General features: G+C 31.4%; 20 protein-coding genes and 1 other RNA gene. 11 read left to right on the top strand and 10 right to left on the bottom strand.

The window, feature by feature from the left end:
• The first annotated feature begins 46 nt into the window (after positions 1 to 46).
• Positions 47 to 757 carry a bifunctional thiol oxidoreductase gene (locus tag FOC43_RS00695; protein WP_002777827.1) on the top strand — a complete coding sequence of 237 codons (711 nt, stop codon included), beginning with the start codon at positions 47 to 49 and terminating at the stop codon, positions 755 to 757.
• Complete coding sequence (locus FOC43_RS00700; protein ID WP_004283518.1) at positions 757 to 1,284, top strand: hypothetical protein; 528 nt, start codon at positions 757 to 759, stop codon at positions 1,282 to 1,284. Before FOC43_RS00695 ends, FOC43_RS00700 begins: the two co-directional genes overlap by 1 nt.
• Position 1,285: 1 nt before the next feature.
• Here the strand turns inward: FOC43_RS00700 and FOC43_RS00705 are convergent, their stop codons facing one another.
• On the bottom strand, positions 1,286 to 2,581 hold the full coding sequence (locus tag FOC43_RS00705; protein ID WP_002783899.1) for an MFS transporter: 1,296 nt from the start codon (positions 2,579 to 2,581) through the stop codon (positions 1,286 to 1,288).
• A gap of 141 nt (positions 2,582 to 2,722) precedes the next feature.
• Here FOC43_RS00705 and FOC43_RS00710 point away from each other — a divergent pair, with 141 nt between their 5' ends.
• Both FOC43_RS00710 and rdgB read left to right on the top strand, forming a co-directional pair.
• Positions 2,723 to 3,178: a hypothetical protein gene (locus FOC43_RS00710; RefSeq protein ID WP_002780484.1), complete on the top strand. Its 456-nt coding sequence runs from the start codon at positions 2,723 to 2,725 to the stop codon at positions 3,176 to 3,178.
• On the top strand, positions 3,150 to 3,758 hold the full coding sequence (gene rdgB / locus FOC43_RS00715) for an RdgB/HAM1 family non-canonical purine NTP pyrophosphatase (protein WP_002780486.1): 609 nt from the start codon (positions 3,150 to 3,152) through the stop codon (positions 3,756 to 3,758). Before FOC43_RS00710 ends, rdgB begins: the two co-directional genes overlap by 29 nt.
• Positions 3,759 to 3,791: 33 nt before the next feature.
• Here the strand turns inward: rdgB and FOC43_RS00720 are convergent, their stop codons facing one another.
• Genes FOC43_RS00720 through mqnE form a run of 6 tightly spaced genes read right to left on the bottom strand, consistent with a single transcriptional unit; the run spans position 3,792 to position 10,424 of the window.
• Entirely contained in the window at positions 3,792 to 6,254 is a 2,463-nt protein-coding gene (locus FOC43_RS00720) for an efflux RND transporter permease subunit (RefSeq protein WP_002792144.1), read from the bottom strand.
• Positions 6,254 to 6,823 carry a Tgt2/MlaC family protein gene (locus FOC43_RS00725; protein ID WP_002777812.1) on the bottom strand — a complete coding sequence of 190 codons (570 nt, stop codon included), beginning with the start codon at positions 6,821 to 6,823 and terminating at the stop codon, positions 6,254 to 6,256. The genes FOC43_RS00720 and FOC43_RS00725 overlap by 1 nt, the downstream gene beginning before the upstream one ends.
• A gap of 9 nt (positions 6,824 to 6,832) precedes the next feature.
• The gene (locus FOC43_RS00730) at positions 6,833 to 7,531 is read right to left on the bottom strand and encodes an MlaA family lipoprotein (RefSeq protein ID WP_002777810.1); all 699 of its coding nucleotides are present in this window, start codon (positions 7,529 to 7,531) and stop codon (positions 6,833 to 6,835) included.
• A 40-nt stretch (positions 7,532 to 7,571) separates the two neighbouring features.
• Positions 7,572 to 8,015: a phosphoribosyltransferase gene (locus tag FOC43_RS00735; RefSeq protein WP_002785706.1), complete on the bottom strand. Its 444-nt coding sequence runs from the start codon at positions 8,013 to 8,015 to the stop codon at positions 7,572 to 7,574.
• Positions 8,016 to 8,030: 15 nt separating this feature from the next.
• Complete coding sequence (locus FOC43_RS00740) at positions 8,031 to 9,350, bottom strand: NCS2 family permease (protein WP_002789616.1); 1,320 nt, start codon at positions 9,348 to 9,350, stop codon at positions 8,031 to 8,033.
• 9 nt (positions 9,351 to 9,359) lie between these two features.
• The gene (mqnE, locus tag FOC43_RS00745) at positions 9,360 to 10,424 is read right to left on the bottom strand and encodes an aminofutalosine synthase MqnE (protein ID WP_002789617.1); all 1,065 of its coding nucleotides are present in this window, start codon (positions 10,422 to 10,424) and stop codon (positions 9,360 to 9,362) included.
• Positions 10,425 to 10,566: 142 nt separating this feature from the next.
• On the opposite strand from mqnE, the gene FOC43_RS00750 reads away from it, so the two are divergent.
• From FOC43_RS00750 to fumC, 3 genes are all read left to right on the top strand, one after another.
• Entirely contained in the window at positions 10,567 to 12,915 is a 2,349-nt protein-coding gene (locus tag FOC43_RS00750) for a [protein-PII] uridylyltransferase family protein (protein WP_002789618.1), read from the top strand.
• Positions 12,916 to 12,918: 3 nt separating this feature from the next.
• Positions 12,919 to 14,715: a glutamine--fructose-6-phosphate transaminase (isomerizing) gene (gene glmS, locus FOC43_RS00755; protein WP_002777801.1), complete on the top strand. Its 1,797-nt coding sequence runs from the start codon at positions 12,919 to 12,921 to the stop codon at positions 14,713 to 14,715.
• Between the two features lie 134 nt (positions 14,716 to 14,849).
• Entirely contained in the window at positions 14,850 to 16,241 is a 1,392-nt protein-coding gene (fumC, locus tag FOC43_RS00760; protein WP_002777799.1) for a class II fumarate hydratase, read from the top strand.
• Positions 16,242 to 16,287: 46 nt separating this feature from the next.
• Here fumC and FOC43_RS00765 read toward each other — a convergent pair whose 3' ends face one another.
• The gene (locus FOC43_RS00765) at positions 16,288 to 17,331 is read right to left on the bottom strand and encodes an AI-2E family transporter (protein WP_002789620.1); all 1,044 of its coding nucleotides are present in this window, start codon (positions 17,329 to 17,331) and stop codon (positions 16,288 to 16,290) included.
• A gap of 9 nt (positions 17,332 to 17,340) precedes the next feature.
• Entirely contained in the window at positions 17,341 to 18,351 is a 1,011-nt protein-coding gene (gene ruvB, locus FOC43_RS00770) for a Holliday junction branch migration DNA helicase RuvB (protein ID WP_004283528.1), read from the bottom strand.
• Between the two features lie 90 nt (positions 18,352 to 18,441).
• Between ruvB and FOC43_RS00775 the strand changes: the two genes are divergently transcribed.
• The 3 genes from FOC43_RS00775 to FOC43_RS00785 all read left to right on the top strand — a co-directional run bounded on the left by FOC43_RS00775 (position 18,442) and on the right by FOC43_RS00785 (position 21,684).
• Positions 18,442 to 18,852 (top strand): hypothetical protein, encoded by a 411-nt coding sequence (locus FOC43_RS00775; RefSeq protein WP_002783915.1) that lies wholly within the window; start codon positions 18,442 to 18,444, stop codon positions 18,850 to 18,852.
• Positions 18,853 to 19,211: a transfer-messenger RNA gene (ssrA, locus tag FOC43_RS00780) on the top strand.
• Positions 19,212 to 19,416: 205 nt separating this feature from the next.
• Entirely contained in the window at positions 19,417 to 21,684 is a 2,268-nt protein-coding gene (locus tag FOC43_RS00785) for an autotransporter family protein (RefSeq protein WP_004283547.1), read from the top strand.
• 141 nt (positions 21,685 to 21,825) lie between these two features.
• On the opposite strand, the gene FOC43_RS00790 is transcribed toward FOC43_RS00785, so the two are convergent.
• Positions 21,826 to 23,910, bottom strand: a complete 2,085-nt coding sequence (locus tag FOC43_RS00790; RefSeq protein WP_002780516.1) for an RNA degradosome polyphosphate kinase — start codon at positions 23,908 to 23,910, stop codon at positions 21,826 to 21,828.
• Positions 23,911 to 24,092: 182 nt separating this feature from the next.
• On the opposite strand from FOC43_RS00790, the gene nrfH reads away from it, so the two are divergent.
• Positions 24,093 to 24,584, top strand: coding sequence for a cytochrome c nitrite reductase small subunit (gene nrfH / locus FOC43_RS00795; protein WP_002777782.1), 492 nt, complete (start codon positions 24,093 to 24,095; stop codon positions 24,582 to 24,584).
• Position 24,585 lies beyond the last annotated feature (1 nt).

Genomic DNA, 24,585 nt, shown 5'->3' on the forward strand with positions numbered 1-24,585 from the left:
TATCATTATAAAATAAAATCTTAATATTTGATTTTAAGGAAAATAAATGAAAAAAATAAGCTTAATCCTTGCTTGCTCAATGTCTTTATTTGCTGCTAGCAATTCTGAAATCAGTGATTTTTATTCCAAAAGCATTAAAGCACAATTTCCAAATGCAACAGTGAGTGTAGGTAATCGCCAAAAGGTTGGAAATACAGGTTTTGAAAGCGTAATTGTTACGATAACGCTTGAAGGACAAAAGCAAGAGCAAATTCTTTTTACAAAAGATAATCTTATCGTTCCTGATATTATTGATTTAAAAACTAAAACTTCTTATGCTCAAGAATATGAAATGAAAAAATTCCAAGAGGCTAGAGCAAATTTCACTAAAAATGTTAAACCTGTAGTTCAAAAAGAAACAATGCTTATAGCTTTAGGCGATAAAAGCAAACCCGCTATTTATGTATTTTCAGATCCAGAATGTCCTTATTGTAGAGATCATTTGGCACAGATTAAAGATGAGCTTAAAAATTATCAAGTCAATTATATCTTAACCCCAGTGCATGGTAAATCAGCTTTTGAAAAATCAGCATTGATTTACAAAGAGAGTAAAAAAGCTAAGAGTGATGATGAGAAAATAGCTATTTTAAATAAATATTATGATGCAAATATCAAATCTTATCCAAAGGTGAGCGATAGCGAGTTAAAAGAAGTATTTTCTCTTTATGAAAAATATCGTTCTTTAGGCCTTAGTGCTACTCCAACCATCATCAAATAATGAGAAAAATTCGTCTAATTTCAGTTTTATTTCTAGCACTCTTTTTGAGTGCTTGCGCAAAGCCTGCCTTTGTTCAAAGCTCTATACAAACAAGCAATGAAGGCATTTTTTTAAAGGCTAAACAAGGGCAAAGTTTTAGTATCACTTTGCAAAATCCAAGCAAAATTCAAAGTACTCTAAAAGATGAATTAGCTTTAAGACTTAAAAATTTAGGATTAAAAGAAGTATCTTTGAATGCCGATTATGAAATTTTAATCAATCTTGTAGATTTTAAAAAGCATTCCTACGCTCAAAGAATTACAAGTTCGGGAAGATTTTTTTATGATTTTGATCCTTTTGAAAATAATGGGGAATGGTATATTGAAAATTATTATACCATGCAAGTAAATATACAAATTGGCTCTAAAAATACTCTGCAAAAAACGAGTTTGTTTGCTCGCACAGCTTATCTTAGTGATAAAAAGCGTTGTCAGCTTTCCTTAGAAAATAAAATTATAGATCAAATTTCAAGCTTTTTTTATTTTTGATTTAAATTTTACTTTCTAATTCTTCTTTATTTGTTAGCTTGCTATCAAATTTAATGACTAGATTTTTTGAGTTTTTGTATATATCTACAACGCCTAAATTTTTACCAAATTCGCTCAAATTTAAAGTCGTTTCTAAAGGCAAATAAATATTTTTAAATTCAGAAGGATTTTTTAAATATAACAAAGCTATAAACCAAACAATAGACAAAATCACTAAAATAATAGCCAGTAATTCTAATTTATTAAGATGTAAAAATATACCTCCTATTATACCTCCTATAAAACTTCCACCATATCCAAAAGCATTAAAAAGTCCTAAAGCTGCGCCTTTTTCATGTACTTTACAAAATTTAGAAGCACAGCTTTGCATAATGGGCTCGTGCAAGTTAAAACCTATAAAAAATATCACAACCGCAACGATAAAGAAAGTAATTGTGCTAGAAAAAACAAAAAAGATATAAGAAAGGATAAAAAAAGCTATCCCTAAAAGTAAAATTTGCTTTGCTAAGCCTCTTTTTTCGCCTAAACTTCCTGAAAATCCCATGGCGATAAAGCCTGCTATCATAGATGCTGTATAAACAATCCAAAGTTTATGTTCATCAAAGCCTAAATGTTTTACTAAAATGATAGGAATGCTTAAAAATGCTATACTCATAAGCATTTTTTGCATGAAATTAGTAAAATTCATTAGGGCTAAATTTTTTTGTTTAATAAGATGAAAAAAAGGAGTTTTGGTATTTTCATGGGTGAGTTTATTTTCTTTTGGAACGACGGTATAAAGCAAGATAATACACAAAAGCGATAAAACAGCACTAAGATCAAAAAGACTAGAAAGCCCCCATTTAGCACTCATTAAAGGCGAGATTACCATAGAAGCTGCAAAAGATAGTCCTATAAAAGATCCCATTATTGCCATAGCTTTACCGCGATTTTCTTCAGTGATAAAATCACTAATCATTGCTGTAGCTACTGCACCAATAGCCCCTGCACCTTGAAGCATTCTGCCTATTAGCATTGTATAAATATTATCAGCCCAAGAGCAGATTAAAGAGCCTATGATAAAGATAATCAGTCCTATAAGCATGGTTTTTTTGCGTCCAATTTTATCACTTAGTATTCCAAAAGGCATTTGTAAAGCCATTTGAGTTAGAGCATAAACACCCACTAGAAGTCCTACTAAAAATTCATTTGCACCCTGGAGTTCAAGAGCATAAAAGCTAAGCACAGGCAAAACTATAAAAAGTCCAAAAAATCTTGTTCCAACGATAAAAGATAGGGGTAAGACATTATTTAGCATTATTTGGTTTCCTAAAAATCTTAAATTTTACAAAAAAAGATAATTTTACTATGAATTATATTAAGGATTGTTAAGTTTTTTATTTTATCTTTTTAAAAGGCTTAAAAAAGTAAGATTTTAATTTTTTAAAAGGATGGGTTTATGAATCGTTTTCAAACTTTTTCTTTGGCAATGGAAGGTAAAGTAAATATAGAGCTGCTGGCAGCTTATAAAGATAAAATTGAAACTTTAAGCGATGAAACATTGTTTCGTTTTTGTTATTTAGAATTGAAAAATCCTATTATAGGGCTTATTTTAGGCGTAGTACCTGCTTTTATTTTATCAGGGCTTACTTTTGATCGTTTTTATAAAGGGGATATGGGGCTTGGTTTTGCAAAAATGGCAATGTGGGCTTTTATTTTTATAGGTTTACTTATTGCAGGTTTTTTTGATTCATCTTCTATGCTTGTAGTATGGATTTTTAATATCGTCGCTCTTTTTATATGGAATATACTTGATTTTTTCTTAGTTTGGCAAGGGATTAAAAATGATAATTTAGCGAAAATAATTCAATTTTTGGAGCAAGATAATGAAAATTTTATTAGCAACAAGCAATAAACACAAAGTTATAGAATTAAAAGAACTTTTAAAAGAATTTGAAATTTATGCCTTTGATGAAATTCTAACCACCTTTGAAATAGAAGAAAATGGCAATAGTTTTAAAGAAAATGCTCTTATAAAAGCAAGAGCGGTTTTTAATGCTTTGGATGAAAATCAAAAAAATGAATTTATTGTTTTAAGCGATGATAGCGGAATTTGTGTCGATGTTTTGGGCGGTAAGCCAGGAATTTATTCTGCGCGTTTTAGTGGTAAGGGAGATGATAAAAGCAATCGTGATGAGCTTGTAAAACAAATGAGAGTTTTGGGCTTTGAAAAAAGTAAGGTTCATTATGTAGCTGCTATCGCTTTGGTAAGCTTAGAGGGTGAATGGACAATGCATGGAACTATGCACGGACATGTAATTAACACAGAAAGAGGTGAAAATGGCTTTGGCTATGATAGCCTTTTTATCCCTAAAGGCTTTGATAAAACTTTAGCAGAACTTAGCCATAATGAAAAAAACCAACTTTCGCATCGTTTTAAAGCTTTGGAACTTACAAGGATTGTTTTAAAAGTTTTAAATAAAGGAAAAGGGTGAGAAATTTTATCAAGTATATTTTAGTGGTTGTATTTATTTATGTGCTTTATGCGGGTTTAAAGCTTTGGTTTTCTTAGTATAAATTGTAACCAAAAGACTTGGAAGCAAAAATAAGCTTCCACTTAAAAGTAAAATCATCACAAATACAGTTAAAACTCCAAAATAAATCGTAGGAATAAAATTACTACTCATCATAACGCTAAAACCTAAAACTATACCAATGGTTGTATAATAAAGTGCCGATCCTATGCTAAGATGTGAAGCTAAAATCGCTTCTTCTACGCTTTTGGTTTTTATTTCTTCTTTAAAACGATAGATATAATGTATGGTATCATCCACGCCTATACCTATGGCTATAGCAGCTATGGTAATACTCATCATATCTAAAGGTATGCCTAAAATTCCCATAAGGGCAAAAACCATACTTAAAGGAATGATATTAACCAGTAGGGCAATAATTGAAAATTTCAAGCTTCTAAAAATAATGATAAACAATACAAAGATAACTAAGATAACAAAAACAAGTGTATCAAATTGTGATGAAAAAAGACTTTGAAGCATATTATTATAAAGTAGCATAATGCCTGTGATTTGAATTTCCACACCATCATTTTTTAAAAGTGTTTCGAGCTCTTGCTTGAGATTTGTTAGAAATTCATTACGCCTTAGTTTTGGATCAGAATCTATAATGCGTATGCTAAATCTTAACTCATTTTCTTCTATATTAACAAAGGGTGAAAGAAGTTCTTGCTTAAGTTCTGGGGGTAAATTTTCGTTTAAAAACGCAAGAGTAAAATCATCTAAATCCTTGCCATCATTGATATTTTTTCCTAGACTTAAAAGGCTATTAAGACTTAAAACCGAACCTATGAATTCTTTATTTTCTAAAAATTCATGCACCTTTTTTGCAATACGCGTTTTTTGAGAATTGAACCAATAAGTATCCTTTGTTGCTAGAGCATCAAATTCGCTTTCAAAGCTATCAAATACATCATTTAAACTAGGGTTGTTTTTATTATCAGGAAAACGAATGATAATATCCAAAGGCAGGGTTCCGCCTAAATTTTTATCAATAACCAATAAGCCTTTTTTGATTTCACTTCCATCTTTAAAATAATTTACAAAAGAATTTTCAACTCTTAGTTTAGAAATTCCTATTAGAGCCAAGATAATAGTAGTAATAGAGAGTATGTATATAATAGAGCGTTTTTTAGGATCTAGGCTTGTTTTAGCACAAAAAGCTAAGAAATTAAATTTAAATTCTTTTTTGTAGTATTTTTTGAGTTTAAGAAGCACTAAAATACTTGCTAAAAATAAATAGCTAAAAATAAGTGCAAGTCCTATACCTATACTCATCATAATACCAAGTTTTATGATAGGCTCTATATTTGAAAGCATGAGGGAGAAAAAGCCTATCATGGTTGTAATGATGGCATAAAAACTAGGATTTGCTTTTGCAAGTAGGGTTTGAAGTACAAGGCGTTCGATTTTAGCTTTTGGATAAAGCTTGCTAATTTCTATAAAATGTGTGATGAGGTGAATGACTACGCTTAGAGTGATGATTAAGACCAAAGCAACATAGTTTGAAGAAATAACCGTGATTTGAAAATTTAAAAGAGCAAAAACGCCACTTGCCGCACTTAAACTTATAAAACAAATAAAGAGAGGTAAAAATACAAAACGCCACGCACGAAAAAAGCAATAAAGTGCACATGCTAATAAAAACACAAGAGAAATTCCATAGAGCATGAGATCAGATTTTATATAAGTTATCATATCATCAGCAATCATACTCACCCCGCCAAGATAGAATCTATCCTCATTTTTTTCATATTTTTTGATGATATTTTTGATTGTATCTAAGCCTTGTTTTGTAATGATTTTTTGTTGTTCTTGGTGTTTTTTAATTGCTAAGCGAATTTGCTCTTTTTTATTCTCATCTGTGCTAAGATCGCGTTTTTCTATGAGTTCATTATAGATTGTATCGGGTTTAAGATAGATGATAAGTCCTGTTGTTTTGCCATCTTTTGAAATGATATTGTTTTTATAAAAAGGACTGTTTAAAATTTCATTTTGAGCTTTGGTGAGGTTAATATCCTTGCTTTGTATATTGGGAATATTTTTTAAAAGTTCTTTTAAGTCTGTATTTTCTGAACTTTGGAGCAAAGGAGCATTGATAATGCTAAAAACACGCTTGACTAATGAAACTTGTTCTAATTCTTGATGAAGCTCTTTTAATTTGTTTAAATTTTTACCTGAAAAAGGGTTTTCATCTTCAGGTTTAAAAGCTAAAAGTAAAAAATTATCACTTTTATAATGTTTAGAAAGTTCTCTAAAAATTTTTAAATCTTTATCATCCTCTAAAAGCAAGCTTTCAGCACTTGCATCTACGCTTAATTTAGAAGCGAAAAAGCTTAAAAATAAGCATATAAAAAGAGTAGCAAAAAAAGTACTTTTTGGATGATAAATAAAAATTTTTAAGAATTTCGCAAACATTATTCTATGGTTATATTCTCAAGTTTCTGAAGTAGAGTATCAAAATCTTGGTTTGCTAAAATATCCCCAAATTGAGATCTATAGGTTTGAACTATACTAACACCCAAAACATCGATATCGTAGATAAGCCAATCATTATTATTGTTATAAAATTTAAAGATGATATTTTTTTCTTCCCCATCTACTATCATCGAAGAGGTTAAAAAATATCGTTTTGCGTTTTTTAATTCTCCATTTTTTACCATTAAAACTTGATCCTTATAAAGATCGAGTTTATCTGTAAAGCTTTTTTTAAGGCTTGCCTCAAAAGCACTAGCAAATTTTTCTTGTTCTTTAGGGTTTAATTTAGCATAATCTTTAGAAAGGCTCAGTTGAGCCATGAGTTTATAATCAATTATATGATCAAAAATTAGAAAAATTCCATCAGCAGCTTGTTTTTTATCTTCTTTGTTGTTTTGTAGAAGTTGTAGACTTTTATTGATATTTTTTTGCATGGTATTAGAAATTTCATCTAATTGTAAGGCAAAAATATTTAAAGATAAAGCTAGAATTAAAAATATTTTTTTCATTTTTTTCCTTTATTTACTAAGTTCATTGCGTCTTTGCTCGTAAGCATCGCGTATAAACGGATATAAGTTAGGAGTGTTATAATAAATCTCATCAATCTCATCAAGTCTAAAGCTAAGTTCATTTCCAAAGCCATAGGCGCTTATGGCTATGCTTGCCCAAGTGGGATCGATATAAGCTGTTGGGCTTGCATACCAAGTTGCAGGTAGGGTTAATGTATCTCTTAAATTGCTAGGTCCAAGTATGGGCAAAACGATATGAAAACCGCTTCCCACTCCCCAATGCGCTAAAACAGTTCCTAAATCAGCAGGGTGTTTTTTAAGTCCCATTTTACTTGCAGGATCCATAATCCCACCAAAACCCATAATGGTATTAGCACTAAATCTTTTAAATTCTTCTCCTGCTTCTTCAAATTTAAATTGCAAGACATTGCCTACAAAGCGTAGGGGTGCAAATAAATTATCAAAAAAATTTCTTACGCCCGTGCGAATAAATTCAGGAGTGATAGCATTGTAGCCTTTAAGAATAGGACGAAGGCTATAATCATACAAAGCTACATTAAAGCTTGTCATTGCTTTATTGTACCCATAAAGTGGGTCATTTACTTTATAGCTTTGATACTCTTCTTCAAAATCATTTAAATCAAGCTCATTTGCAAAAGCAAAGATTGTGCTAAAGAGTAAAATACAGGATATTAATTTTAATTTCAAATAAAACTCCTAAGATTAAAAGCCGTTATTATAGCAGATTCTAATCAATATGAATATCCCAGTAAAATTCAACCCATTCTTTAGCTTCTTTTACCTTAAATTCGGGTTCTAAAAGTGCAGTTTTTTTATAAAAAATCGTAGCAACTTTAAGTTCTATATGTGGAAATTTTTCAAGTAAAACCTTTTTAATTTCAGCCAAACTTTCCCCACTATCTACAATATCATCAATGAGTAGAATTTTTTTGTACTTGCTAAGATCAGGAATATTAAAAATCTCAATAGTATCAAGTTTTTTTGTATCATCATAGTGGATAGAATTTAGAGCAAAAAGCTTGCGTGTTTGAAGAGCAACTGCTAAAGAATGTCCTAAACTCATTCCTCCTCTTGCTATGGCTAAAAGTGCATCAGGATTAAAATCTTCTTTGATTTCTTTAGCCAAAATTTTTACATCTTCTTTAAATTCTTCATAAGAATAAAAAATCATTTTTGTCCCCTTTTTTTATTGCAAAGCAATGAGTAAGAAATTTCCTAAGGAAATTAAGCTTAAAACTATAATACCAAGATTAATCTTATCCCATTCTCTCTTAAAAATTCGAACCAATAAATAAGAAAGAAAACCAAAGGCAAAACCTGCGGTAATCGAATAAGTAAAAGGCATCATAATGATAGTAAAAAAGCTAGCTACTGCAATAGCACTGTCTTTAAAGTCTATATTTTTAACTTCCATAAACATTAAAATTCCTACCATTACAAGTACAGGATATATAGCATTTGCGGGAATAGCTTTAAAAAGTGGGAGCAAAAAAAGTGTGAAAGCAAAGCAAATAGCCACAACTAAAGCGGTAAGTCCTGTTCTACCTCCACTTTCAACCCCTGTTGTACTTTCTACAAAAGCAGTTACAGTCGAAGTTCCGCCTAGTGCACCTAGAGCTGAACCTGTAGCATCTGCCATAAGGGTTTTACCTAGTTTTTTCTCTCCATCTTTTGCATCATCAAAAATTTTACCCCTCTCGCCTATACCCGTGATAGTGCCTATGCTATCAAAAAGTTGAGTGATAAAAAAAGTAAGGATAATAGGTATCATAGTGATATTTAAAGCACTTTTGATATCAAGTTCTAAAAAAATAGCTCCTAAGCCATTGTCACTACTAAAATTAGGTAAAGAAAGGATTTGCTTAGGAAAACTTGCATTATCAATCCCAAAAATCCAAGCTATAATAGAGCTTATTAAAACTCCTAAAATAAAAGCCCCTCTTAGTTTTATAGCCCAAAAAAATACAATTAAAATGAGGGTAAAAATTCCAAAAAGCACATGGGGATTTTTAAAATTTCCTATGCTGACTAAAGTATCTTTATTTGGCGTTATAATGCCCATTTGACTTAAGCCTAAAAAAGCGATAAAGCATCCAATCCCTGCGCAAATGGCTAAGCGCAAATCTTTAGGTATATTGCGTATAACCCAAAGGCGAAAGGGGGTAAAAGAAAGGATTAGAAAAATAATACTTGAGATAAAGACTGCCCCTAAGGCACTTTGCCATGGTATTTTTTGTCCTAAGCAAACTGCAAAAGTAAAATAAGCATTCAAACCCATTCCAACACTCATGGCTACTGGAGTATTAGCAAAAAAGGCATTAAAAGCAGTTGCAACAATAGTAATTAAAGCAGTTGCAGTAATTAAAGCTTCTATCGGCATGCCTGTATTGCCTACTATGCTTGAATTTACAGGAATGATATAAACCATGGCTAAAAAAGTTGTTAATCCTGCTACAACTTCGGTTCGAATATTGGTACCATTTTCTTTGAGTTTAAAAAAATCCATTTTTAATCCTTAGTAGGTTTTTAGTTCATTATATAAACTATCGCGCTCTACAGGAGTTAAATTTGCTGTTTTTATCATTTCTATAAAGGTTTTTAGATTGGTACCCTTAGCAGATTTTGCTCCTCCTGCACTTTGTATACTTTCTTTTTCTATAGTGCCATCTAAGTCATTTGCGCCAAATTCTTGCGCAACCATGGCTAAATTTAAAGTCATAGTCGCCCAATAAGCTTTAATGTTTTTGATATTATCAAGTACTAAGCGAGAAATAGCTATGGTTTTTAAAATTTCTTCACTATCCATTATCTTATCTGTTTGTATGTAACTATTATCTCTTTGCCAAACCAAAGGAATAAAAGCATTAAAACCCCCACTTTCATCTTGCAAGGCACGAAGTCTTAACATATGGTCTATCCTATGGCGTCTTTCTTCGATATGTCCAAAAAGCATAGTAACATTGCTTTGTCTGCCTTTATCATGCCAAAGTTTGTGAATTTTGAGCCAATTTTCACTGCTTACTTTTCCATGGCAGATTTTTTTGCGTATTTCTTCATCAAAAATTTCTGCTCCACCCCCAGGCATAGAATCCACGCCGTATTCAAGCATTTTTTCTATCACTTCTTCATAGCTCATTTTAAAACGGCGATGCAAAAAGTCAATTTCTGCCGCTGTCATAGCTTTTATATGCATTTGAGGGTATTTTTCCTTAATCATTTTAAAAATTTCTAAATACCACTGCCAACTTGTGTCTTTATTGTGTGCTGAAACAATATGCACTTCTTTAGTGCCACGAGTTATAGTATCATCAACTATTTTCATAATTTCTTCATGGCTCATAAGATAAGGATTTGGATTTTTTCGGTGTGCTGAAAAAGCACAAAATTTACATGTATCTGCACAAATATTTGTAGGATTTATATGGCGATTTATATTAAAATACACCTTTTTTCCATGAAGCTTAGTGCGTTTTTTGTGTGCGAATTTAGCTAAGGTAAAAAGATCTAAATCCCATAGGGCATTTGCTTCATTTTCATTTAATCTTTCTTCATTTTCTAGTTTTTCAAGTAGATTTTTCATTGATTTTCACTTCTATAAATTTTTAGAATTTTTGAAAAAACATTATAAATTTTGCTTACTGAAAAAGAGTTTATAGCAAAGCCAAAATAAAAGATATTTTTGTTAAAATCTTATAAATGAAATTTTAAAAGAGAGTAAAGATTTGTTAAATAAAGAATTAGAACTTTTTAAGAAAAATCTCAATACCTATGCGCAAAACTATAGAAAATTTTTTTTAAAACAAGGATCATTTAGTCTGTATCATTCTAAAAATATGGATAATTTTTTAAAAAAAACTTATGATATAGTATTAAAGGAATGTTTTGAAAATTTTTTGCCTACAAGCGATAATATACCCTTTTGTGTTTTGGCAAGCAAAGGATATGCAAAAAATAATCTTTGTGCAAATGAAAGCGTTTCTTTGATTTTTGTTTATAAGGATATTAAAGCTTATCATTTAAAACCTATGATTAAAGCTTTTATAGAGATATTAAATGATGTGCATTTGCAAATTGATTATGTGGTTTTAGAACTAAATGGACTTTATAATGCTAGCAATGAGCTTAAAACAACCATAATAGGTGCTCGCTTTATATGTGGATCTAAAATTTTATTTAAATCAGTCAAGGAAAAATTTGACAGCATACTCCATGCAAATAAAAATGAATTTGCTCAAATTTTACTTGCTAATTTTAAAGATTTTAACCTTCCTTTTATCAAGCAAGAATTCAACATAAAAAAAGATTTTGGGGGCTTAGATCACTTACGAGCTTTAGAAAGCTTGTTAACTCTTTTTAAAAATTCCCCTAAAAATTATGCTTTAAATTTTATGGATGAAAAAAATGTAAGCGAGTTGCGCTTAGCGGCGGATTTTTTATTGTCCTTAAAATCTGCTATAAATTTGCAAAGCAATAAAGATCAAGACGAATTTTTATTTAGCAATATTCACGAGATTGCAGAATTGATGTATAGAAAGGGCAAGAAAAATTTAGATGCTGAAAAAATCTTAGTGCAAAAAGCCTTGCAAAGTATGCATACTATAGGTTTTTATACCCATTTTTTAGCTTATAAAATTCAAAATGAATTACAAAATATTGCACAAAAACAATACCGATTTAAAAATTTAGCAGAAGCATTAACTTTTTTGTTGGGTTTGAAAGATCAAGATATTGCTTTTGATTTAGATTTGGTTTTTGCTCTTAAAAATTTAAGTTATGAAAAAAAGGATTTAGAGAAAGCTTTAGCTCTTTTTGAAAAAATATTTTATAAAAGACATAGTTTTTGTATTTTAAAACTTTTACTTGATAGTGGAATTTTAAAAGAATTATGCAAGCCTTTTGGTATGGTGCGTTTTTTAAGCGATGAGGAGGGGGATTATAGTTTTGATGAGCAAGCATTTTTGCTTTTAAAAGAATTTGAAAAATACGAAGATGAACTTGAGAGTTTGAAAAATTTAAATACAGATGAGAAAATGATTTTAAAATTAGTCATACTTTTAAGCGCAATTAACAATGAAAATGAAATTTCTTTAGCGAGTATATATAGGGCCTATTGTATTAAATTTAATCTAAAAAATGATATTTTTGAACTTGGGCTTAGGATTTTTAAAAATCACAATGCTTTAAAAGAGCTTGCCGAAAAAGAAGACGTTTATAATCCTATCATTATATGTGCTTTGCTTTCTAAGGTTGAAAATTTAAAAACCTTAAAGCTTTTACATACTCTTACTTGGCTTAAAGCAAAAGCTTTAAATCGTAATCCATTTTTTTATAAGGTTATAGATAGAATTTTAGAAAATGCTAAACAAGGTTTTGATGATGAAAATTTACTTGATGAAACCGCAAGGCGTGTAAAAAAAGAATTAACACTCAAAAGAACAAAGCTTTTCTTGGAGCAAAATGCTATTTTACAAGATAAGATCACTCATATAAAATCCAATCTTTTTATCATCAAAAATACTTTTGAAGATATTGTTGAAATTGCACGATTTGCAAAGGAAAATGATTTTAAATTTTGGTTTAGCAATAGTACAAATTTAAGTCTTCAAATCGTTGCTTTTAAGGATTTTAAAATAGAAATTGTTTTGACCGCTTTAGCAAATTTAAATTTAGTTTTTATGAATTTATTTGAGTTATTTGATGATAAAATTTATTTAAGATTTGAGTATGATAATATCATTACAGATGAGCAAAAAAACAAACTTTGCGAGCTTTTAAATTCAAATTTAAGTGGTTTTTCTTCAAGAAAGATCAAAAAGCCAATCATTAAAAAAGATGAGTTAAAATTGGATTTAAATTATTCCAAAATCTATGCAAAACTTAGTTTAAATACTAAAGATCAACAAGGTTTGATGGCATATATGATGAATATTTTTAACGAGTTAGGTTTGGTTTTATCTGCAGCAAAAATTCAAACCATACGCCAAAGAACGCGTAATACCTTTATTTTTCAAAAAAATGAAAATTTGGAGAAAAATGAAGAAAAATTGTTAATTTCTTTAATAAGTGAGTAAATCATGTGTGGAATTGTAGGTTATATAGGAAAAAATGAAAAAAAACATACCATTTTAAGTGGGCTTAAAGAGCTTGAATATCGCGGTTATGATAGTGCGGGTTTAGCAGTGATGAAAAATGGAGAGCTTGATTTTTTCAAAGCTGTAGGTAAGCTTGAAAATTTGGCCAATAAATGTGCAAATTTTACAAGTGAGGAATTTGGTTTTGCTATAGGTCATACACGCTGGGCAACTCATGGAAAACCTAATGAAATCAATGCACATCCTCATTTGGGTCAGTATTCTTGTGTGATTCATAATGGTATTATAGAAAATTATAAAGAGATTAAAAACAAGCTTGAAGACCAAGGAGTGAGTTTTCTAAGCCAAACAGATACAGAGGTTATAGTTCAACTTTTTGAATTTTATGCAGAAAAAATGGAAGTTTTCGAGGCTTGGAAAAAAACAATAGAAGAACTTAGAGGTGCTTTTGCCACACTTTTAGTGAGTAAAAAAGATCCTACTCGTGTATTTTTTGCTAAAAATGCCGCTCCTTTAATTGTAGGAAAATCTCAAAATAATGAATTTTATTTTGCAAGTGCTGATACGCCTTTGATAGGGCTTTGCGATGAGGTAATTTATCTTGAGGATTTAAGCTTAGGCTATGCTAATGAAAAGGAACTTGTTATTTATGAAAATAATCAATTAAAACAAAATTCCTTTACCAAGCTTTCAGGCGATAAAGCTTATGCAAAAAAAGATGGTTTTCGCTTTTTTATGGAAAAAGAAATTTATGAGCAAAGTCGCGTAATGAGCGAGGTTTTGATGGGGCGCATTAATGGTGATGAGGTGGTTTTTGATGAGCTTGAAAATGAGGATTTAAGTACAGTTGATGAAATCACACTTTGTGCTTGTGGAACTAGCTATCATGCTGCTATGGCAAGCGCATATTTGTTTGAGCGTTTGGCTAGGGTTAAGGCTAAGGTAGAAATTGCTAGTGAATTTCGCTACAGAGAAGCCATTATTAAGCCTAATTCTTTATTTATCGTAATTTCTCAAAGCGGAGAAACCGCAGATACTTTAGAAGCCTTAAAAATTGCAAAAGAGCAAGGAGCTAAAACATTTGCTATTTGTAATGTGGATAATTCCAATATAGTCCGTTTGGCACACTTAAGTCTTCTAACGCGCGCAGGCATTGAAAAAGGTGTAGCTTCAACCAAGGCTTTTGCAACTCAAGTTTTAACACTTTGGATGTTGGCAATTTTTATTGCTCAAAAGAAAAAAATTGATATGAGTGCCCAAATCAAAGCTCTTTTACATACTCCTAATTGCGTTGCGGTAAGTGCTAAATTACATGAAAAAATTCATCGTTTATCTAAGCGTTACTTAGACGGCCATGGATTTTTCTTTATAGGTAGAGATGTGTTCTATCCTTTGGCTTTAGAGGGAGCTTTAAAATTAAAAGAACTCTCTTATTTGCATGCTGAAGGTTATCCTGCAGGAGAAATGAAGCACGGACCTATAGCTTTGGCTGATTCTAAGCTTTATACTATAGCTTTAATGCCTAAAACCCTACTTTATGAAAAAACCAAATCAAATGTTGAGGAATTGATAGCTAGGGATTCTACTGTTCTTTGCGTTTCTCCTTTGGATTTTGATTTAAGTGATGATTTTATAAAAACCAACGAGCAAGATCATTATATGTGTGAATTTTTTGAAATGATGGTGATCACTCAACTTCTAGCGATGGAAATTTCTATAAGACTTGGCAATGATGTAGATATGCCAAGAAATTTAGCAAAAAGTGTAACCGTTGAATAAACCCCGTGCAGTTATAAAACTGCACATAAACTCTCATAAATTCCAAAAAAATAAATAAATTTTAAATTATAAGCTAATTTTATGCTTATTTTTGTTTAAATAATTGCATAACAATTTTCTAGAAAGGAAACCTAATGGAATATAGAATTGAACATGATACCATGGGCGAAATTAAAGTTCCAAATGACAAATATTGGGGTGCTCAAACAGAGAGAAGTTTTGAAAATTTCAAAATTGGTTGCGAAAAGATGCCAAAGGTGCTAATCTATGCTTTTGCAAATCTTAAAAAGTCCTTAGCTTTGGTAAATAATAAACTTGGCAAGCTAGATGATGCTAAAAAAAGTGCTATAGTTCAAGCTTGTGATGAGATTATCGCAGGTAAATTTGATGATAATTTCCCACTTGCAATTTGGCAAACAGGATCAGGCACACAAAGCAATATGAATATGAATGAAGTGATTGCAAATCGTGCAACTGAAATCATGGGCGGAGATTTTCGTAAAGAAAAACTTGTACATCCAAATGATCATGTAAATATGTCTCAAAGTTCTAATGATACTTTCCCAACTGCTATGAGTATAGTTGCAGTAGAACAAGTGGAGAAAAAGCTTATTCCTGCACTTGATGAGCTTATTGCTACTTTTGAAAAAAAGGTAAAAGAATTTGAAGGAATTATCAAAATAGGACGCACGCATTTACAAGATGCTACACCGCTTACTTTAGCGCAAGAATTCAGCGGTTATCTTTCTATGCTTTTACATTCAAAAGAGCAAATTATCGCTTCTTTACCAACCTTAAGAGAATTGGCAATAGGCGGAACAGCGGTGGGAACAGGACTTAATGCTCATCCAGAACTCAGTGAAAAAGTGAGCGAAGAACTTAGTAAGCTTATAGGTACAAAATTTGTTTCAAGTCCAAATAAATTCCATGCTTTAACAAGCCATGATGCTATTAATTTTACTCATGGAGCTATGAAAGGCTTGGCTGCAAATTTAATGAAAATAGCAAATGATATCAGATGGTTAGCTTCGGGTCCTAGATGCGGACTTGGTGAGCTTAATATCCCTGAGAATGAACCAGGAAGTTCTATCATGCCAGGTAAGGTTAATCCTACACAATGTGAAGCTATTACTATGGTTGCGGTTCAAGTGATGGGAAATGATGCGGCTATAGGTTTTGCTGCAAGTCAAGGAAATTTTGAACTTAATGTATTTAAACCTGTGATTATCTATAATTTCTTACAAAGTCTTGATTTACTTGCTGATTCTATGCATTCATTTAATATTCATTGTGCTGTAGGTATAGAGCCAAATCGTGAAAAAATAGAATACAATCTACACAATTCTTTAATGCTAGTGACTGCATTAAACCCACACATTGGATATGAAAATGCTGCTAAGGTAGCTAAAAATGCACATAAAAAAGGTATTTCTTTAAAAGAAAGTGCTATGGAGTTAGGTTTGGTTAGCGAAGAAGACTTTGCTAAATTCGTTGATCCTGCTAAAATGATAGGACCAAAAGCTTAAATCTAGTTTGATGTTTCTCTCTTACGCGAGAGAAACATTTTTTATTTTAAATTAAATTCTTATCTTTTAAAATCATATAAAGTCTTATTGTTGAAATAAAAAAAGTTAAAATTGCAGGTCCTAAAATAATACCCCAAAAACCAAAAGTTGAAATTCCAGCTATCATGGCTAAGAAAATCAAAAGTTCATTGATTTTAGCGGGTGTTTTTACGAGTTTTTCATTAATCCATTTAATGATTAAAGGCTTAACTAGGGTATCAGCGATAAAAGAGATAACAACAACAGAATAAATAAAAATAACAAGTGCAGAACCAAGACTGCTTGAAGCAAATTCATAAAGACTTATAGGGATATACACCAAAGCTCCACCCAAAGCTGGTATGAGAGAGCTTACAGCAAAAATTACACCCATTAAGATGGCATCATATCCATAAAACATAGCAATGATGCTAAAAAGTGCTCCTTGAAGTATGGCGATAATGATCATAGAATAAAGCACCACGGCCATAACATTACCCACTTCGCTTAAAATATCATCAAGTTCTTGTTTGTCGATAGGAATGACAGATTTTATATAGATTACTAATTCTGTTCCATATAGATTAGCAAAAAAATAAAATATACAGATTAACACCATATCTATAAGAAATTTAGCTCCTGATTTTGTAAAACTTGAAGCATAATTTAAAATTTGTTTAGAAATGCTATTTAAGTCTATAGAAGCTAGAAATTCTTTGATTTTAGGTTCTAAAAAGCTAAGGCTTTCGGGTAGGGTAAATTGATAATTTTTAACATAATTGAGCGTTTGTGTGACAAGATTGATATCAAAATTCTTTAAAGCCTTAGCTAGCTCGATCATCGCATAGACAAAGGGAGCGAAGAAAAGTAAAACCATACATGCAGTTGTTAGCATAGAGGCTAAAAATTTACGTCCATTTGTTAGGCTTAAAAATTTAGCATTTGCATTTGAGGTAGCAACTGCCATTAAACTTGCAATGATAATAACAAGTAAAAAACCCTTAAAAAGATAAAGTAAAAGGGATAAAACCACTAAAATAAAACAGATAAGAAAAATTTTTCCAGTTTGCATTTTTTTCCTTCAATTTTCATCAAATAAAGTTTGTTCGTAATTAAGCTTAAGTACACTAAAACTTTTTGTACTTGCTATACGACCTTTGGCAGTGCGTTCTATGTAGCCATTTGCAAGCAAATAAGGTTCGATTACATCTTCAATAGTATTTTCATCTTCACTCAAAGCTGCCGCTATACTAGAAAGTCCTATAGGCTTTCTTTTAGCCTCTGTTAAAAGCTCTAGATATCTTAAATCCATCGCATCAAAACCAAGCTCATTGACACCTAAAGAATTTAATGCTTCTTTAGCCCTTTCTTTGGTGATCGTTTCTTCGTCATTTACATCTGCAAAATCTCTCACTCTTTTTAAAAGTCTAAGTGCGATTCTAGGGGTAGAGCGACTTCTTTTGGCAATCTCAAGTGCAGCTTCATTTTCACAGCTTTTATTGAGCTTTAGTGCAGCTTTTTGAAGTATGATAGCAAGCTCTTCATCTTTATAAAATTCAAGTCTAAATTGCATTCCAAAACGATCTCTTAAAGGATTGCTAAGCATTCCTGCACGGGTTGTAGCGCCAATAAGTGTAAATTTAGGCAAATCGATTTTTATAGTTTGTGCTGCAGGGCCACTACCGATGATGATATCTAGCCTATAATCTTCCATTGCAGGGTAAAGTACTTCTTCAATAGCAGGGCTTAAGCGATGAATTTCATCGATAAAAAGTATATCTCCTTCGCTAAGATTGGTTAAAATGGCTGCTAAATCTCCGCTTTTTTCTATCATAGGAGCGGCGGTTGTTTTGATATTTGCACCCATTTCATAGGAGATGATATTAGCTAGTGTTGTTTTTCCAAGTCCTGCAGGACCGCTAAAAAGTATATGATCTAAACATTCATTGCGTTTTTTAGCTGCAGCTATAAAGACATTTAAATTTTTTTTAATGCTTTCTTGACCTATATAACCATCAAAATTTGAAGGACGCAACGAAGTTTCGTAAGTTTCATCAAAGGAGTATTTTTCTATTTCTACTATTCTATCCATATCTTTGCTTATATTTTGGAAAAATTAAAATAAGATTTTAGCTAAAATTTGCTAGAATTTACATTAAACTTTAATGATTATGGTTTAAAAATGGGAATTTTAACAAAATTAGAATTAGATTATGAAATTGACGATATAGAAAAATTTTTGCAATTTTTTAGAACCATGTGCGATAGGTTTGAACCTTTAATCATCAAGCTTGGAAGCGATAGTGTGCGTTATAAAGAAGCCATAAAAGAGCTTGAAACTTTAGCACACAATACCGCTTGGGCAGCAAGACGCTTAAATCTTGAAGAAGTGACTGATTTTTGTGTATTTTGTGAAGAGATGATGGCGCAAGCAAATCGCTTTAATGGGCCTGCTAGTGATGAATTTACGGATTGGATGCTTTTGATGAGTGATCAATTTGAAAAATATTGTCGTTCGTATGAAAATGATGATTCTGTTTTAGCGGTTTTTAATCCTTTAATTGTTAATGTTCCAAATATTATTTCTAAATAAGGGAGCGACTTGGCTTCGACAGGAGTAAGTCTGCTTAGATGGCATGTCGCTTTGGGCAAAGCGTAAAAAGCCCAAATAAAATTAAACGCAAACAACGTTAAATTCGCTCCTGCTTACGCTAAAGCTGCGTAAGTTCAGTTGAGCCTGAAATTTAAGTCATACTATCTAGCTTAATTTTCGGTCATTTTTGATAGTGTAGCCTTGCGTTTGACAAGCGTTGAGGTGAAATAAGGTCTTAGCCTTGCTTTTGAGTTTTGGAAGATGAGCGAAGTAGGGTGAAGTAGTCATCTTTGCTAAGCATGTAGAGGTCTTTGTGGGATTATTTTTGGACAGGGGTTCGATTCCCCTCGCTTCCACCATCACGCTAATTTTAAGTAAATCATAAGTTTATTTCAAATTTTTAGAATTTTTTATATGAAGTTAAGAATGATTTATTACCCTTAAAATTTTGATATATTGGGTTTTATAATTTTTCATTAAAAATTTATAGTTTTATTTTTAAGCTTATTTTTAGGGGGGGGGTATAATTATTCCTTCAGTTTAAATTTATTGAAGGAGAAACTTATGAAAAAAAATGCTTCGAGCAAGATATTGCTAAGCTTAGGTGTAGCAACTTTGCTTTATTCGAGTGCTTTTGCACAAGAAATCAATCTTGCAGGGTCTTCAGATATAGGAAAATATTTTGAAGAAAATGGTAAGGATATCAATCTTAAAAATCCTGATCAGTACAAAGGGCAAGATTTAAGTATCAAAATGGGCATTGGGGATTTACCAAGCGATGGCTATGATAGCGCTGATTATCGATTTAACATTGATATCGGTAAAAACAATACTTTAAGCTTTACGCATAATAACAATCAAGAACCTGCTTATGTAACAAATCTAAACGCTACTGCTAAAGAGGTTAAAACAACAGATATAGTTTTACAAGCTTTTGCACCTTCGGTGATTAATGGAAATTTAACTATGACTAGCTCAGGAGCTGGAGCCATTACCGAGGATGAAAAAAAAGGTTCAGGTATAATTCTTTATAATGGAGCAGTTGAAGGAAAAAGTGCTAATGGTAGCTTAACTATAAATGGAAATTTTACTGCCGATAAAACCCTTTTTGCTACTTATGGAAATTTTGTTAAGGTAAATGGAACTGCAAATCTTACAAATTCAAATTTTGGACTTATGAAGCGCTCTTATACAGACTTAGAAGCAAATAATGTAGTAATAGTTCAAGCTAAAGATTTTAACAAAGATATCTTAGAAGAAAAATCAAATAATAACGCGGGTGCATTACTTTTAAAATTCGCAAGTGATTATATCTCAACCAATGTTCAAGGCAAAGATCCTTTGGAAGCAGGAACTGTACTGGATATCACTGATGACAAATATAGCGGAGGTTTAGTAGATTATAAACTTAGCGTTCAAAACTGCGGTGGCAATAAATGCTTGGTAGTTAATGGAGGTGCTACTGCAGCAGCTAAAGATAAGCTAGTTCAACTTCAAGTAGATATAGATACTATCAATAAATTGCTTGAAAATGAATTTGATTCTAGTCAAGATGAAGAATGGACAAAAGCCAAAGAAGCCCTTGAAAAACAAAAAACTGAACTTGAACAACTCAAACAAGAAGCTGAGAAAAACGGTGGTAAAATCGATGATGAAAAATACATTGATTTAGTAAATAAAAATTCAAATTTAAATCTTAGTGCTAATGATAAAGCTTCTATCCTAGCACTTCGTTCTATTACAGAACAATTAGGAAGTATAGGAGCAGATTTAGCAAGTAGAGAAGGTGTAAAACTAGCTTTAGATATCAAAAAAGACACAGACAATACAGGTAAATCTGTATCTAATCTCAATTCAGCTTCTAGTGCAGTGAATACCACTATGAATATTTCTAATGATGTTTCTATAGGTTCTCGTGTAGCAATGCTAAACAATCCTTTTGGAACTTATGCTTCTAAAATGAATGGTCTTAAATTTGCTGCTTTAGATAGTGATATGAGACCAAGCTATGTAAATGAATATACCAATAGTGTTTGGGCTAATGCTTTTGGTGGTGCTAATATTATCGATGGAGATAGTGGTGCAATGTATGGTGCTACTATAGGTGTAGATAAACAAGCTAATGATGATGTTTTATGGGGTACTTATTTTACTTATGCAAATGCTAAAATCAAAGACAATAATTTAGAACAAAAAAGCGATAACTTCCAATTAGGTATGTATTCTACTATCAATATAGCTCCACAATGGGAACTTAATCTTAAAGCTTATGCTCAAGTTTCTCCAACTAAACAAGACAATGTTCAAATAGACGGTGCATATAATTCAGATTATACAAGCAAATTCTTAGGACTTAGTGCTAATGTAGGTCGTGTGTTTGACTTTAGTGATAATACTTTATTTATTAAACCTTTTGCGGGAGTAAATTATTATTTTAGTTATACTCCATCTCATACAGAAAATGGTGCTATTGCTAAAGATATTGATTCTATAAAAAACAATTCTGTAAGTGTTGAAGTGGGTGCTGAATTTAGAAAATATATGAATGAAAACTCTTATATTTTTGTAACTCCAAAAATAGAACAATTTGTTATCAATAGTGGTGATGATTACACAGCTAACCTAGCTGTAAATAATGCTTTCTTTACTAGTATTGAAGCTAACAACAAGAAAAAAACATACGGACAAATTATCGTAGGGGGTAATGTAGATTTTACAAATCAACTCAGTATGAATCTTGGCTTTGGTGCTAAACAAATACTAGCAGGTAAAGTAGATAATAAAAATGAAACTTACTTAAGTGGTCAAGTAGGACTTAAGTATAAATTTTAATCTTAAAAATCATTTCTAAATCTTTTTATAGTTTAGAAATGATTGTTTATTTCTATGGGAAATCTCCTAGGGCTTTATTTTAAAGCCCTTTTTTATAATAAACAAGTAAATAAGTCTTTAGAGTAAAAACCTTAAAAACTTTTAGTTTTCTTTGAAAAGTTTGGAAGCTAAGTGCGTTGCACGACTTTGATCTGTATCTTTTTTAAGTGTTTTATAAATTTTACTGACATATTCTTCTAAAATTTGTTGTGAGTCAATCACTTTTTCATTGCTAGCAACTTTTGCATATTCTCCATCATTTTGAAGTTCATAAGCAAGTAAATTATCGCTGAGTTGCAAGCGCAAGAATTGTGCTAATTTTGCCTTACTTCTTTCATCATATATAGGAGTCATAAGTTCTAAACGACGCTCTAAATTTCTTGGCATCCAGTCCGCACTTGATATAAAATAATTTGGCTCACTGTGTTTAAAATAAAACACCCTAGCATGTTCTAAATATTTTCCTATAATACTTCTAACGCGTATGTTTTTGCTGAATTCTTCATTAGGTTTTAAACAGCAAATTCCACGCACGATAAGATCGATTTGAGTTCCTTTTATACTTGCTTCATAAAGAGCTTTTATGATATCGCTATCTACAAGAGAATTCATCTTTGCAATGATAACTCCTTCGCTTCCTTTGCTTGCCTCTAAAGCTATCATTTCTAGAATTTTTTCTTTGATTTGATTTGGACTCATAGAGAGAGTTTGAAGGCGACGATTTTTGCTAAAACCTGAAAGTATATGAAAAAAGCTTGTTGTATCTCTTGCAAATTCAACTTTGCTTGTAAAATAACTCACATCAGTGTAGATTTTAGCACTGCTTGCATTGTAGTTTCCCGTGCTTAAATGCATATAAAATTTAAGCTTATCGCCTTTTTTGCGTATAACTTGAGAAACTTTGGCATGAACTTTAAAGCCAGTGATTCCATAAATCACATGAGCTCCAGCATTTTCTAAAGCTTTTGCCCAGTGAAGATTGTTTTCTTCATCAAAGCGAGCTTTAAGCTCTACCATAACTGTAACTTGTATCCCATCGCTTGCTGCATCGATTAAGGCTTGGACTATGTTAGAGTTTTTTTCTACTCTATAAAGAGTCATTCTTATAGAAATAACCTCAGGATCTTTGCTTGCTTCTTTGATGAACTTATAAACAGGATCAAAGCTTTCAAAAGGTTGAATGATGAGTATATCTTCTTTATCTATCGCATCAAAAATGGATAAATTTTCATCAAAAGGCGGTAAGGTTTTAGGTGTATAAAGGGGACTTAAAAGATGAGTAAAGGTTTTATTGCCAGCAATTTGCCAAAGGCTAGGAAGATTTAACAAGATAGAATACTCATAAACATCCTTGTGGAAAATTTTCATATGAGTATTAAGAAATTCTACGATTTGTTCATCTGCACCCTTTTGAATTTGTAATCTTACAAAAGCACCTTTTCTACGAAGTTTTAAGCCTTGCTCTAATATCATCATAAAATCATCAGCTTCTTCCTCTTCTATCACCATATCTGCATTTCTAGTTACCCTAAAAGCAGCTGAAGCAAGGAGTTTGTAACCTGGAAAAATTTCTTCTGTATGTTTTTCTACTATACTTTCAATTGGAACATAAACATTGGCACTCACTTCATAAAAACGAGGTAAAACTCTTGGAATTCGAATCATTCCAAATTTGATAAGCTCAGGATGGGTTTTATCACAAATTTTAACCGCCAAAGAAAATGAAAGATTATTTAGGTGCGGAAAAGGGTGAGTCGCATCCACAGCGATTGGAACAATAACAGGAAAAATAGTAGAGAAAAAATATTCGTCACATTTTTGTTTGAGGTTGTTGTCTAAATTTTCATAATTTTTGATAAAAAGATTTTCTTTTTCAAGATCGCTTATAATTTCATTAAAATAATGCTCTAAAAGATCTTTTTCTTTGTGAAGATATTTGCGTATAGCTTTTAATTGCTGCAAAGGAGACATCTCATCACTACTGCTTATATTAACTCCAGCTGAAAAAAGTTGTTTTAATCCGGCAACGCGTATCATATAAAATTCATCCAAATTGGTACAATATATAGCTACAAATTTAAGGCGTTCTAATAAAGGCAACGGACGCGAACATTGATCTAATACCCGTGAGTTAAAGCGTAGCCAAGAAAGTTCTCTATTTAAAAACATATTCGGATTTGTTTGCATTAAAACTCCTTTTTTTGCGTTATTTTAACATTTATTTTTGAAAATAATGAGTTTTTTAGAGAAATAAAATTCAAAATTTTTATTCCGGTTAATTAAGAGTAAATATATCTTTAAATTTATCTTAAAAAGCTATATGTTAGAATAACAATTTCATTTATTCTGAAAGTTTAAGGAGGAAAATTTTGAAAAAATCTTTGAATCTTTTTGGTATTTTTCTTGTTTTGCTTTTTGTGTTCTTTGCGGTAGGATTTTATACCTTTTATAATGCAAAAGGTACATCTTACTTAAGTAATGCAAGTGAATCTTGTAACAATTGCCATATTATGAACGAGGTTTATAATGAATATATGGCAGGGCCACATGCACAAAAGGTAAAAGGAGAAGCTAGGGCAACCTGTGTTGATTGTCATTTACCCCATGGTTTCTTGGCTAAGTGGATAGCTAAAGCTGAAAGCGGTTTAAATCATGCTTATGCTTTTACTTTTAAACTTGATGAGCTTCCTACAAATTTGAGTGCAACTGAAAAAAGCAGGAATATGATACAAGATAATTGTGTTCGTTGTCATGCTGATTTTGCTCAAACAGCCATCAATGCTACAACAAATCCACATGCGGACAAATCTTTAAAATGTGCTTCTTGTCATCAAGATGTGGGTCACAAACATGGAATTTAAT

Source organism: Campylobacter coli, assembly GCF_009730395.1.
GTDB classification, from domain to species: domain Bacteria; phylum Campylobacterota; class Campylobacteria; order Campylobacterales; family Campylobacteraceae; genus Campylobacter_D; species Campylobacter_D coli.